Here is a 13,666-nt window from a genome sequence, read left to right as displayed (position 1 = left end):
AACGCACAGCCGCAGGTATTCCCGGTTGGGAACGTTGGCCAGTGCAGATCAGAAAGCGCAGGAATCAGGCGAAAGCGGGCGGCGCGCGCGGGTTGGCCGTGGGCCAGGTGAAGCGGGCAGGAATATCAGCGGCAAGCACCACCGCCGGCGGCGGCGCGTGCGGTTGGGGCAACACTGCCACATTGAGGCTGGAACTGAGTGCCGGCCCCATGCCGCCGGTCGAACACAATGGGCAACCAAACGCCTTGGACAGCGTTGGCAGGTTCTCGTCGGTGGAGTTCTTCTGCGCAGGCGCCTGGGTGCGCGGGTCGACCGTACAAAACTGGCCGCCGATGCCGTTGAGCTGCATGCCCAGCATCTGCCCATGGCCAATACTGCACGCGAACACATTGAACAGGACGCAGCAATACAGCATCCAGGCAATGAGTGAGCGGTCGGCACGGGCGATTTTCATGGGGCGGCACTTTACCATCAGCCGCCGACGAAATGCCTACAAAAAATCTCAGGGCGACTATCCTCATTCGCACCTTTGAGGGAGCGCCTGCCATGAGCTTTTTCGTCGCACGCTGGATCGTCGCCATTTTTACCTGCATCAGCATGGTGCATCTGTACTGGGCCGCCGGTGGCAAGCTCGGCAGCCTGGCCGCCATCCCCGAGCTGCCCGGCGAGTTCGCCCGCGGGCCGCGGCCGGCGTTCAAACCGTCGGCACTGGGCACGTTCCTGGTAGCGATGGGGTTGGTGGCCATTGCCTTACTGGTATGCCTGCGGGCCGGGTTGTACTTCTCGCCGGTGTCCCACGGCGCACTGCAATGGGGCATCAGTGCGATTGCCTTGGTGATGTTCGCCAGGGCGATTGGCGATTCGGAATTGGTCGGCTTTTTCAAGAAGGTAAGCGGGTCGCGATTTGCCCGTTTGGATACCTATTTCTACTCACCCTTGTGCCTGGTGTTAGGCGCGGGGTTGTTGATCGTGGCGTGGAGCTGATAACAAAACACACAAAAACCACATACCCAACAAAACCCACTTGACACGCCCCCAGGCTCGGGCGTTTATTGACGTACCCACCGGACCCATGTGCAGACGGCCCAGGATACTCAATGAACAAAGACCTCTTGATGCCCACTGTGATCGATGCTGCCGAAGCCATTCGCTCGGGCACGCTGTCTGCGGTACACCTGGTCGAGCAAAGCCTGCACGCGATTGAAACCCACAATCCCACACTCAATGCGTTTGGCGACGTCTACGCCGACTCGGCGTTGGCGCAAGCGCAGGTGCTGACCGCAGAAGCCAGAGCAGGGCAGTTACGTGGCCCATTGCACGGCGTGCCGTTTGGGATCAAAGACCTGTTTTCCACCGCTGGCCTGCGCACCACCCGGGGCTCGTTGACCGGGCTTGAGCATGTGCCCAGCCAGGATGCGCCGATTATTCGCCGCCTCAAGGACGCTGGTGCAATCATCCTCGGCAAAACCGCCACCACCGAATTCGGCTGGACCGGTGCCAGCACTTCACGCGTGTTCGGCAACGGCCGCAATCCCTGGAACCCACACCTCACCAGCGGCGGCTCTAGCTCCGGCTCGGCGATTGCCGTGGCCGCACGCATGGTGCCGGGCACGCTGGGCTCCGATGGCGGTGGCTCGGTGCGGATTCCGGCCGCGTTCTGCGGGGCGTTCGCCATGAAAGGCTCCCTGGGCCGCATTCCCACCTGGCCGTGGTCGGCCACCGAAATGCTCAGCCATGCGGGGCCGATCACGCGCACGGTGCGCGACAGCGCCTTGCTCTTCGACCTGCTTTCCGGGCCTGACCCGCTGGACCATCAGGCCTTGCCGGCCTTGACCGAATCCTGCCTGGCTCGCTGCGACCAGCCACTGGGGCCGCTACGAGTGGCGTATTGCCCGACATTGTTCAACACCCCGGTCGACCCGGTCATCACCGCTTGCGTAGAGGCCGCCGTGTACAACCTCGCGGAACGCTTGCCGGTCACCGTGACCACCCTGGAAGTGGGCTGGCAGGATCCGCTCGCCACGTTCGAAACCTTGTGGGTCGGCGGGCGCGGCATTGCCTACGGCAAAGCCCTGGCCGATCGCCTCGACCAACTGGACCCAGGCTTTGCTGCGCTGATCCAGCGCGCGGGTGACTACGACCTCGGTGACTACCTCAACGCCGTGCAGCAGCGGGCGCACTTCGCCAACCAGGTACATGCGCTGTTTGCCGATTACGACGTATTGCTACTGCCGACGTTGCCAACCCTGCCATTCGCCGCTGACCAGGTCGCGCCCGACGGCTGGCCGGGTGCCGACGGCGCCGTGCCCTGGGCACGTTGGACGCCCTTTACGTACCCGTTCAATATCAGCGGCAACCCCGCCGCCAGCCTGCCTTGCGGCTTCAGCCCGAGCGGCTTGCCGATTGGTCTGCAAGTGGTCGGCCCGCGCTTTGCCGACGCCCAGGTGTTGCAGTTCTGCGCCGCCGTAGAAGCCATTGCGCCGTGGGACCAGCACCTGCCGCCCCTGTTGTTGTAAGGCCTGATTGCCCCGTGGAGCCGGCTCGTTAGAAGCCTGCCCTGGACAGATCCTTTTGTAGTGTTTCTGCCCTTTCACACTCTGAAAAGTGAGAGGTACCCGTGACCCGATCAACCGCCTTCAATCGTCCTTTTCTCCCTGCCGGAGCGGTGCATGCCGCGTACCGTGGCGGGCGCAAAGCGCGCGATACTGATGGCTCGAATTTGCCTTGGAATGCACCTTTTATGCTTAACCAGCCGCGTCTCGACGAAATCATGCTCATGCTCACCCAACATCAGCGCGTCAAAGCGTCGGACCTGGCGCAAGCGTTGTTTGTCAGCGAAGAAACCATTCGCCGCGACTTCAAATACCTGGAGGAGGCCGGCAAGTTGCGCCGCATCCATGGCGGCGCGATCTTGCCCAGGCTTAACGAAGAGCAGCCGCTGCAAGTGCGCACCCGCATCAAGGCTCAGGCCAAGAACCGCATGGCTGCCTGCGCGGCAAAATTGGTCAGCGAGGGCATGGTGCTGTTTCTCGATACCGGCACCTCGACCTTGGCCCTGGCCCAGCAATTGATCGGTTTCAGCCAGCTGCGCATCATCACCAACTCGCTGGACATCGCCCAGTTGATCACCCAGCAAAGCAGTAACCAGGTGCTGGTGGTGCCCGGCGACGTGCGCCGCAATGACAATGCGCTGATCGGCGCCCATACCCTGGAATTCGTCCGGCAGTTTCACTACGACATCGCCTTCATGGGCATCGGCGCGGTGGACCTGCAGTTGGGCTTTATGGACTACCAGGAGCCCGAGGCGCTGCTGCGTCGCACCCTGACCCAGCACTGTCTGCGCAGCGTCATCCTCGCGGACGACGCCAAGTTCGGCCATCGCACGTTCATCAACACATTGCCATTCACTGCCATCACCACTTTGGTCACTAATCGCCCTCCGTCCGCGGAGTTTGCGACTTGCCTGGAGCACGCCCATGTCGACATCCTTTACCCCTGAGTGGCTGTCTCCCAGTGAGGCGGACATCGAGGCGTTCGAGACGCTGTTTCGCGACAGCTCAGCCATCGGCGCAACGCCCGCTGGTGGCTTGCACCGCCTGGCCGCGTCAGCCGAAGACGGCGCGGTGCGTGACTTGTTCAGCGCGTGGCTGCGCGAACGTGGTTTTGAGGTGCGGGTCGACGCCATTGGCAACCTGTTCGGGCTGATCACCTTCAACCCGGACGCCCCCTACGTGCTGTGCGGCTCACACCTGGACAGCCAGCCCAGCGCAGGGCGTTTCGACGGTATCTATGGGGTGCTGGCCGGCGCAGTTGCCATCGCCAGCCTGGCGCGCCAACTGCACGCGCGCGGCGAAACCCCGGCGTGCAACCTGGCGGTGGTCAACTGGACCAACGAAGAAGGCGCGCGCTTTCAACCCAGCCTCATCGGCAGCAGCGTGTTTACTGGCGACCTGGCCCTGCACGAGGCCTGGGACTGCCGCGACGGCGACGGCATTCGCCTCAAGGATGCGCTGCAAGCAATCGGCTATCTTGGCGACGGCTCGGTTGAACTGAATGTGGCCGGTTACGTGGAAATCCACGTTGAACAAAGCGATGGCCTCGAAAGCCAGGGCCTGGACATTGGCGTCGTGCGTGAAACCTGGGCGGCGCTCAAGCAGCGTATCCGTTTCGACGGCGAACAGAACCACACCGGCCCAACCCCGATGGCCGCCCGCAAGGATGCCTTGCTCGCGGCAGCCCATGCGATTACCACCGTGCGCGCCGAAGCGGACGTGCACGGGCTACAGTTCCACAGCTCGGTAGGGCGCCTGGAAATTTACCCCAACTCGCCGAACGTGGTGCCCTCGCGCGTCACCTTGCATGTGGAATACCGCTCGCCCGACACGGCGTTGCTGGCGGTTGCCGGCTATCGTCTGGATGCCAGCCTCAAGGCCGTCGCCGCCTCGACCGCAACCACTTACGAAGTCGAAAGCCGGGCCTTGCGCGCACCGATTGCGTTGCACCCTGGTTTTGCCGATTTGGCCTACGGCGTCGGTCAACAGCTGGGGCTGGCAGTCGGCAACAGCATCACGGTCTCCGGCCACGACGCCATCAGCCTCGGCCGCCATTATCCGGCGTGCCTGTTGTTCATTCCGAGCAGCAACGGCGTGTCCCATAACGAAGCGGAATTCACCCACGACCGCGACATGCGCACCGGCCTGCAGATGCTGACCGCGCTGCTGCATTGTGCGTGTACTTGCCCCAACGCTTACCGGTGAGGGACGCCATGTCGAACCGTACTGATGCACTGTCGCGCCTGATGGGCGCCCTGGAGTCCGCCGGCCTGTCTGCCCATGTCGAGGTCACTGACGGCACGGCCGGTATTGCCTCGCCGATACGCCTGGCCACCGAGTGGACCGGCTTTCACCTCACGGCGCCCTGGGGCCGGTGCTACGCCAAAGTGCTGCACGACGACATGCGTGCGCTGATCGACATCGAGCGCACCGGCCGCGCCACCCAACTGGCGGCTGACTGTGACGTAACCCCCGGCGTGCGCCTGGTGGACGTAGCCGCCGGTGTGTTGCTGCTGGATGCCTTGCCGGCCCATGAATGGCGTTGGGCACGGCTCGATGAGTTGCTGCAACCCCAGCGCCTGCAAGCGTTGTGGGCCTTGAAACGGCAGTTGCATGTCGGCACCTCCCCAGGCTTCAACCGCTCGCCGCTGCAGGATATCCAGCACCTGCGTGAGCTGTGCAGCCGCGACGGCGTGGGCTTGCCCGCTGATCATGGGTGGATCGAAACCTGTATCGATCTGGCCTGGACCGCACTGCAATTGAACCCTGGCACCTGCGTGCCCTTGCACGGCGATGGGCTGGCGAGCAATGTGATGATCGGCCCCGGCGGCGCGCTGCAATTGATCGACTTCGACTACGCTGGCTGCTTTGACCCGTGGTACGACGTGGCCGTCAGCCTCAACGAGTTGTATGCCTTCGAAAGCCAGTGGCGTGACGGCATCAAAGCGTGGGCCGGTGAGTGTCGCGAGTGCGATTACGCCCGCTGCCGCCTCTATGCGCTGATCAATGATTGGTATTGGACACTGTGGGGCCTGTGGGTCGGCGCAACATCAACACGGCCCCTGGAGTTTTCCAAGGTCGGGCAGTGGACCTTGCTGCGCTGCCGGCAAAGCTTGCAAGACCCGCGATTTGAAAGTTGGTTACGTCAGGTACAGGAGGGGCAGGCATGAAAGCAATGGGTGAGGCCTGTACGCCTCAGGAATGCCAATTGGAGGCCGCCGTACGCGGTGTGCGTGGTTGGGGCGGTTCGGGCATTCGTTACGAGCCGGTCAGCGGCGGGATCTCCAACAGCAACTGGCGGGTCGAGGTCAGCGGGCTCAGTACCGCCTACTTCTTCAAAGTGCCCGGCGCCGGCACCGAGATGTTTATCGACCGGCGCACCGCCCATGACGCCAGCGTCAAGGCCGCGCAAACCGGCTATGGCGCGCCGGTGTTCGCCTTCCTCGAAGAGTTTGGCGTGGAAGTCTTCGAATTCATGGAAGGCTGGCGAGCCTCTTCGAATCAGGATTTTCTCGACCGCGATGTACGCCATAACGCCTTGCATGCGCTCAAGGCGTTCAACGACCAGTCGCCGCTGTGCCAGACCAAAACCGTATTCGACATGATTGCCGAACACCAGCGCCAGGTCGAAGAACTGCAGGGTTGCAAGCCCAGCGATGATGCCTGGCTGCGCCGTCAGTGCGACCGCGCGCGTGGCGCGTTGCAAGCCTCGGGCATCGACCTGGCGCCGTGCATGAATGACACGCTGGCGGGCAATTTCATGCTCAATGACCGCCGCCAGATTCGCCTGGTGGACTTTGAGTACGCCTCCAACAACGACCGTCATTACGAGTTGGCGCTGTGGTTTGGCGAGATGTTCTTCACCGACGAGATGGAACTGGCGCTGATCGAAGACTATTTCGGCCAGGTCACCCCGCAACGGCTGGCGCGGATCAAATTGCACAAGGCCCTGGCCGATATCAAATGGTCGACCTGGGCGATGGTCCAGCACGCGGTGTCGCAATTGGATTTCGACTTCTACAAATACGGTGCCTGGAAGCATATGCGCGCGCGTAGCGTGATCAATGATTCGCAATGGGAAACCTGGCTAAGACAGGCCTGAGCCTGCGCCAGCACAATAACGACGCGTCACCCTGTAGCTCCTTTGGCGCTGGTTTGCGCTGACGTTTCACTGCTTGATTTTTTGATTGATCACACAACAAACCGATCCAGAAATTCAAGGAGCACCCTTCATCATGAAATCCGCAAGCGCGTCACCCGCACGCCTGAGAAACCAGATCTTTGGCGGCTACTTTTTCCTGTTATTGATGCTGGCGTTATTCCCGCCGTTTTACTTGAGCGTGAGTGGCAGCCGCGCCTTGGTGGTGGGCATTCCGCTGCCGATCTTCTATTGGATCGCCATTGCCGTACTCGCCGCCCTGGGTGTGTGGGCGTTGTATCTGGCCGAACTCAAGGCCGGCGAGATTCCTGACGAGGAGGGCGTGTGATGATCAGCACCAGCAGCGATGCCCACTTGTTCATTACCTTCGGTGTGATCGGCCTGTTCCTGGCCGGGATGATCGCCGTGCTCTATGCCACCAACCGCGAAAGCACCAGTTTCTCCGACTACGCCGTTGGCGGGCGCTCATACGGGCCTTGGTATATCGCCATGTGCTACACCAACTCCTGGTGGCCGGGTTCGACCTTTACCGCGTTTTTTGCCCTGAGCGTCGGCGGCGCCCTGGGCTTCTACGGCATGGTCTATGCGACCCTGGGCGTGACCGCGATGTACCTGATGGCCAGCCGCGCCTGGACCTGGGGCAAACGCTTCAACCTGCGTACCCAGCCGGACCTGCTGGGCATGCGCTTCGACAGCCCGGCGGTCAAACGGGTGGCCTCGATCATCGGCATCATCTCGGTGTTTCCGTGGGTGGTGATGGGCATCCAGGCCCTGGCGATGCTGTTCCAGTTCGCCAGCTTTGGCCGCTGGGGCGTCACCACCTGCCTGTTCGCGGGCGTGGCGGTGGTACTGATCCGCCAATACTGGACAGTGAGCATGGGCATGCGCGGGTTGATCATGACCGACATGTTCCAGGGCCTGATCGCCTATGTGGTGTGCGCCGGCGTGTGCGTGTTCCTGTTGTTCGGCGATCAGGCCGCGTTTTCCAACCTCGCGCAATTGCCGGAAAAAATGCTGCAAATCCCCGGCGCCACCGGCACCGGTTATGGCCCGATGTACATGTTCAGCCTGATCTTCACCGGCGTGATCGGCTCGATGTGCTGGCCGATGAGCTTCCAGCGCATCTACACCGCCAGCGGCGTGCGCTCGGTGAAAAAAGGCACGCTGTACACCATGCTGCTGGTGGGCGGCTTCTACGGCATCCTCATGCTGTTTGCGGCCGCCATCAGCCAGGACCCCAACGTGCTGGCCCACCCGCAACAAGGCTGGTTCCTCTCGCTGTTCGACATTGGCGGGCCCTGGCTGCTGGCGCTGGCCATCGTCATCGTACTGGCCGCCAGCATCGGCCACGTCGACGGCTGCGTACAAGTCTGCGGCACCCAGTTCGCCAACGACCTGGCCACCTGGAACACCCCGCGCACCGACCGCCAACTGACCCTGTTGGCCAAGGCCGGCATGGTGGTGTTTATCGTCGCCGCCTCGGTGCTGGCCTACCTGACCTTTGATTACTCGCGCCTGCAATTACTGGCGCAGATCTCCTACCAGGGCATCATTCAACTGGCCGTACCACTGTTCTTCGGCATCTTCAGCCGCCGTGGCAACAAACAAGGCGCGATCGGCGGCATGTTGGCGGGAATTGTGGTGGCGATTGTGCTGACCACACTGTACCCGGATGACATTCCGGCGCTGGGGTCGTTAACCAGTGGGATTGTGGGCTTAGTGGTGAATGCTGCGATTTTTGTGGTGTGTGCACTGGTGATCAAGCCGAGCGCGGTTGAGAAAGCGCGGGTGGAGGGGTTGTTTGAGATGGCGGCGAGTGGGCGTGGAGTGCAGGTGGGGGCTGCGCCGGTTATGAATTGAAGGTGGATCGGGGCTGCGGGTTGTGGCCCCGGTTTGAGCGTGTGACCTATGTGGACTCAAATATGTGTTGGGTAAAGTTGAATTGCGGTAGCGCTGAGTTCAACAAATCCTGATTTCTGCGATAGGGGGCCATCCAACTCAATCAGGATTATTGAATCGCCGAGTTTTAATGCTGCACATCCGTCTTCGTCAGCTTTGACCAGTTCGGCGGTTATTTGGATGAGGCCGTCCTTCATTTTGATTTTTGAAGATTTTTCAGCGGCTGGCTTCACGTTTATATTCCATGAGAAAACCTGCTCAAAATCAAACTCAACGTCGATAATTTCACCGATTTTTGGCGCAATATCGCCCCATAGTGCTGTGGCTTCTCCGATCGGGGAGTGGAAGCTCACATGCAATATATTCTGTTTGAGAAACGTATCGGTGACCCTTATCTTCATTTTATTTCTTCGGTAGAGGGACTCTTACAACAGTATTGTCTACATTCATCGTGTTGCTTCTGAGTTCGAGTGTCCACGTTTCCTCATGATAGTGATGCTTGTTTGGCTTACTGTTCATTTCATGAGTGCCGTAACGAATACTTCTTTTCGCGTCGCTAGAAACTATCCTGTTGTCGTCGAGTTTGCCAGTTCGAGGATTAGTATTCGTATGGGGGCCAGGTCCTAAAAACTCATCCCACTTCGTGGTGGCTTCTTCAGGTTTTACTGGCTTTTTAGCGTAGATCTCCTTGTGATAACCCATTCCAATGTTTGAGGTCGTGGGGTTGAGTGGCTCTCCCTCCGCGACTGTCGTTTTGGGTGTTGGATCGTCAACTTTGTTTTTTGGTTTGCACTTATCTCCACCAGGGCAAGTACTTAGCCCCAGCGGGTCGACCCACCCCGTAGGGTTAGGCACATACCGGTAAGCATTAATCCCACCCGCCAGCTTCACCGGGTCCGGCGTCAGGTAACGGCCAATATCTGGATTGTAGTAGCGATGGCGGTTGTAGTGCAGCCCGCTTTCCGCATCAAAATATTGGCCCTGAAAACGCAGCGGGTTGTCGATTTTTCTTACGTCTAGGCGAGCGATTTCACCGTAGGCGCGGTAGTGCGCGGACCAGACGATTTCGCCTTCAGGATTTGTGAGTTCCTGCGGCGTGCCGAGGTGATCGAGTTGGTAGTGGAAGGGCTTGGTGTCTTGAGGGCCAAAGCCTTCCAGCAGTGCCAACGGCCGAAAACTGTCTGGCTCGTAAAGGTAGCTGCGATGCCGATCCGCATGGTGTTCAGCAACTACCTTGTCGCCTTGCCAGAAAAACTCCGTGGTTTTCCCGTCCACCGTTTTGCTGATCCGCCGCCCAAACGGGTCATAGCGATAGCTGGCGGTTTGCCCGTTGGGTTGTGTAATACCAATCAACCGATGCTGGCAGTCGTAGCGGTATTCAGTAACCAGCTGATGACCCTTGCCGCGTCGCTGGCGGATTAAATTGCCGAAGGCATCGTAGTCGTAGTGATGATCGCCTTGAATCATCAACCGATTCCCGGCCACGATGTCCGGGCCGGGGCGGTCTTGCATGAGCAGGTTGCCGGCGGGGTCGTGGCCGAAGCGTTCCTGTACGTCTTGCGAGTGGTCGGCGCGGGTCAGGCGGGCGAGGGGGTCGTAGCGGTAGTGGTGCTCGCCTTTGCGGGTGTCGAGCAGGCGGGTGAGGTTGCCGGTGGTGTCGTAGTCGTATTGGCGTTGGTAAAGGGTGTGTTGCTGCTGGCTGACCGCGTGGGCGTGCAGGCGGTTTTGGTCGTCGTAGTGGTAGTGGCTGAGGAGCTGGCCTTGTTGGCGTTGGTGTTCGCGGCCGGTTTTGAACAGGTGGGAGGTGAGGGTTTCGCCGTTCAGTTCGACGGTGGAAAGGTGGCCGCCTTTGTCGTGGTTGAACACCAGCCGGTTATTGTCGGGCAGGCGTAGGTTGTGCAGTTGCCCGCAGGCGTCATAGCCGTAGCGCAAGCTGCCCCAGCCCTGGTGTTCGGCGGTGAGGCGGTTTTGTAGGTCGTATTCGTAGGCCAGCGCCCAGTGGCCGTCGTCGACGCTGAGGAGATTGCCTTGGCGGTCGTAGGCATAGTCGACAATGTTGCCGTCTGGCAGGGTTTTTCTTACGAGGCGCCCGGCGTGGTCTCGCTCGTAGTGGGTTACGAGCTGACTGCCGTCGTCGCCGTGTTCGGTTTTTTCCGTCAGGTAGCCGTTTAGGTCATACACGTAAGCCGTGCGCTGGCCGTCAAAGCCGATTTCCTGCTGGATCAGGCCGTTGGGGTGGTAATCGAGCCGGTAGGTTTCGCCTACCTCGTTTTCGATTGAAGTCAGCAGCAGGCGTGCATTGTCGTAGCGGTACTTGACCTGGCTGCCGTCGGCATTGATACGGCGGCTGATCAAGTGCAGGCCGTCGGCGTATTCGTAGCGGGTGACGTGGCCGAGTTCGTCGTGTTCGGCGGTGATTTTTCCGTAGGCGTTGTAGCTGTATTCGCGTGTTGCGCCGCCTGGAAGTACGACGCGAATCAACCGATCCACGCTGTCCCACTGATACTGGGTCAGCGCTCCCTGTTCATCCTCGCGGGCAACCTGTCGCCCAACGTCGTTATAGCGATAACGCTTGATACCCCCATTGGGCAGCAGCTCCTCAAGCAGCTGCCCACGCTCATTCCACACCAGCCGATGGCAACTGTTGTCGGGAAACCAAACCCCCGTCAGTTGCCCATATTTGTTGTAGCTGTAGTCCGTGACATTGCCGCCAGGATCGGTTTTACGAATGACGTCGCCCTGATCGTTACGCTCGTATTTCCAGACGGCGAGCCCACGCCTTACGACCCGTACGAACCCGTTGTCATGCTCGTAGGACGTCGGCTCATCGTCCCCCGGAAACAGCGCCACCAAACGTCCGGCTTCGTCGTACTGGTACGCCGTCACCGCCCCAAGCGGATCCTGCTCGACCGTCAGCCGGCCCTTATCGTCATAAGATTTGAAGTGCTCAGCACCGTCCGGATCAATGCGCTGCACCAGCCGCGCACGGTCATCGTGAACATAGACTTCCCGGCTGCCATCAGCGTTATGCACCGTGACACGGCCGTCATCCCCCCAGGCGTACCGCGTATCCATCTGCGAAAAGCTGGCCCAGTGCCGAACACACCGCGCCGCCTTGCCAGTCCGTTCCCATTCCCAAAAGAAACTCGTCCCACCGGCCAACCCACGCTCAAGAATGACGTGCTGCTCGTTGTAGCGATAAACCTCGCTTTCACCCACAGCATTGGTCGCAGAAACCAGTCGGCCAAGATCGTCATAGGCGTAGGAAACAACTTTCTGCTCGGTGACCCACTCAAACGGCTCGTGCCCTTTGGCGCGATGAACCTGATAGTCCACCGCCACAATGCGGCCCGCCTCATAACGCAGAAACAGCGAGCGACCCACACCGTTATCCAGCCGCTCAACCCGCCCCAAACGATCACGAAAAACCCGCAACCGGTTGTCATACGCATCGCTGATGGCAACCAGCACGCCATCGTGAAAGTGATAGAACCGCGACGCCTGGGCCAGCACCAGTTCATCGGGCAAGTCGCCCAAATAGATCGCCGCTTCAGCCAAGCTATTGGTAATCGCCGGTCGAGCAGCGGTAGGCAACGGAAACTCGGTACGGCGATTCTCATGATCGGTCCACACCACCGAATCACCGGAAACAGAAAGCCTGTGCGCCAGCGAATGGCTCCAGCCAAACCCCAACCCGCAGTCCACTTCCACCGCACTGGTGCGATACAACCGCGTCCACTCGAACGGCAAAACCCCGTCCAGGGTGCCGTCGGTAAGTGTCAGTAATTCCTCGCCGGTGACCATCGACACCGGGCAGCCGTTGGTAACGGTTTTGTCCGCAGGTGCCGCCGCATCGCCATTAAGGTTCTTGCCCGAAGCCGGCACATCATCCACAGACTCTTTCTGCTTCAGCACCGCGTTCTGCCGCGCCCGCCAGCGCATCTGCAGCGTGCCTTGCTTCAACCCGCCGACCACACCGCGAACCGCCACCGCCTTGTAACGGTCCACCGCCTGCATGAGTGTGTTCAGCATCCCGAGCAGGCTCTTGACAAAACCCACAGCGGCATCCAGCACCCGCGCGCCGTACTTGGCCAGACGCAAGCCGAGGTAAGCCACGCCCGCCGCCGGCAATGCGATGGTCAGTACCGCGCCGATCACCAGATCAATCAGCAGCGACACTACAAACCCTGCCGCGGTCTCCGCGATTTCTCCGGGTGGTAACGCATCCAGCCAGAGCATCGCGGTACGCAGGATCAGGTACAGCGCAGCCTCGTCGCTGGCCAGTAACATGGCCTGTTCCATAACCTTGGGCGTATCGGTAGCCAACTGCGCCAACTTGGTGGCCTCGGCGCCGAGTTGCTCAGCGAATTTCAGCGGGTCTTCAAGAATCGCCTGAACCAGCTTGATGCTGTCCCATACATCGCGGATTGCCGCCCAACTGCCCGCCAGCACGCCGCTGCCAATCGCGCTGGCGGTCGATTGCTGCCAGTAGGGTTTGAACCCTTTCCACTGCTCGCGCAGCCACTGCTCAAGGTCGGCTGTCAGCCCGGCGTAGGAGGCAAACAGCGCGTCCACTTGCTGCGCAGAAACGCCACCCTGCACCCGCACCTGATAGCGCCCACCCGCGGCGCAAAAATGCGAACCCTTGCCTTGCTCATCGAGCATGACGAGCGTGGAACTGCCGTCATCCAGTCGGATAACCTCAACCGGGATATCGCCGATCGGCACGTCATACACTGATTCGAACAGGCTCTGGATTTTCAGCTCGCCGCCCGCCGGGCATAGGGCCACGGTGGAGAAGCCCCTATCGGAAATACCGACGCTCTGTTGCGCATCGCCAACCCGCAGCACGCGGTCCATCCCCAGCAGCGACGGCATGTCCGCAGCATGGCTGAGCGTATCCACCGCCCGCGCATACCAGGCGCCCATCTGCTGGCGATACTCCGCCAGGCTCTGATGAAAGCCATTCAGCTCATGTTCGATAAAGGCGATGTGGGCGGCGTTGGTCATCCGTGACGTCTCGGCAAAAATGGCAAGGCGTCGGAGTCTGCTGCAG

At 60.7% G+C, this 13,666-nt stretch carries 11 protein-coding genes; 8 read left to right on the top strand and 3 right to left on the bottom strand.

All coding sequences use genetic code 11. The annotated features are described in order from the left end of the window. Positions 1 to 64: 64 nt before the first annotated feature. The gene (locus FFI16_RS13760) at positions 65 to 454 is read right to left on the bottom strand and encodes a DUF2946 domain-containing protein (RefSeq protein WP_138815834.1); all 390 of its coding nucleotides are present in this window, start codon (positions 452 to 454) and stop codon (positions 65 to 67) included. A gap of 92 nt (positions 455 to 546) precedes the next feature. Between FFI16_RS13760 and FFI16_RS13755 the strand changes: the two genes are divergently transcribed. From FFI16_RS13755 to FFI16_RS13720, 8 genes are all read left to right on the top strand, one after another. Next, on the top strand, positions 547 to 984 hold the full coding sequence (locus FFI16_RS13755) for a DUF3995 domain-containing protein (protein ID WP_138815835.1): 438 nt from the start codon (positions 547 to 549) through the stop codon (positions 982 to 984). Between the two features lie 131 nt (positions 985 to 1,115). Continuing rightward, positions 1,116 to 2,516, top strand: coding sequence for an amidase (locus FFI16_RS13750; RefSeq protein ID WP_178112737.1), 1,401 nt, complete (start codon positions 1,116 to 1,118; stop codon positions 2,514 to 2,516). Between the two features lie 224 nt (positions 2,517 to 2,740). After that, on the top strand, positions 2,741 to 3,499 hold the full coding sequence (locus FFI16_RS13745; protein WP_138815837.1) for a DeoR/GlpR family DNA-binding transcription regulator: 759 nt from the start codon (positions 2,741 to 2,743) through the stop codon (positions 3,497 to 3,499). Beyond that, the gene (locus tag FFI16_RS13740) at positions 3,477 to 4,757 is read left to right on the top strand and encodes a Zn-dependent hydrolase (protein ID WP_138815838.1); all 1,281 of its coding nucleotides are present in this window, start codon (positions 3,477 to 3,479) and stop codon (positions 4,755 to 4,757) included. The genes FFI16_RS13745 and FFI16_RS13740 overlap by 23 nt, the downstream gene beginning before the upstream one ends. Before the next feature lie 8 nt (positions 4,758 to 4,765). Next, entirely contained in the window at positions 4,766 to 5,722 is a 957-nt protein-coding gene (locus tag FFI16_RS13735; RefSeq protein WP_138815839.1) for an aminoglycoside phosphotransferase family protein, read from the top strand. Further along, positions 5,719 to 6,654, top strand: coding sequence for a choline kinase family protein (locus FFI16_RS13730; RefSeq protein WP_138815840.1), 936 nt, complete (start codon positions 5,719 to 5,721; stop codon positions 6,652 to 6,654). Before FFI16_RS13735 ends, FFI16_RS13730 begins: the two co-directional genes overlap by 4 nt. Positions 6,655 to 6,787: 133 nt before the next feature. Continuing rightward, entirely contained in the window at positions 6,788 to 7,039 is a 252-nt protein-coding gene (locus tag FFI16_RS13725; protein ID WP_138815841.1) for a hypothetical protein, read from the top strand. Beyond that, on the top strand, positions 7,039 to 8,571 hold the full coding sequence (locus tag FFI16_RS13720) for a sodium:solute symporter (protein ID WP_138815842.1): 1,533 nt from the start codon (positions 7,039 to 7,041) through the stop codon (positions 8,569 to 8,571). The genes FFI16_RS13725 and FFI16_RS13720 overlap by 1 nt, the downstream gene beginning before the upstream one ends. 56 nt (positions 8,572 to 8,627) lie before the next feature. Here FFI16_RS13720 and FFI16_RS13715 read toward each other — a convergent pair whose 3' ends face one another. Next, positions 8,628 to 9,011, bottom strand: a complete 384-nt coding sequence (locus FFI16_RS13715; protein WP_138815843.1) for a hypothetical protein — start codon at positions 9,009 to 9,011, stop codon at positions 8,628 to 8,630. A 1-nt stretch (position 9,012) separates the two neighbouring features. Next, a complete protein-coding gene (locus tag FFI16_RS13710; RefSeq protein ID WP_138815844.1) occupies positions 9,013 to 13,620 on the bottom strand; it encodes an RHS repeat-associated core domain-containing protein in 4,608 nt (1,535 codons plus the stop codon). Positions 13,621 to 13,666: the final 46 nt, after the last annotated feature.

This window comes from Pseudomonas sp. KBS0710 (assembly GCF_005938045.2).
Classification (GTDB): Bacteria; Pseudomonadota; Gammaproteobacteria; order Pseudomonadales; family Pseudomonadaceae; genus Aquipseudomonas.
Note: the sequence above shows the minus strand (reverse complement) of the source record. Positions and strands in the feature narration are given on the sequence as shown.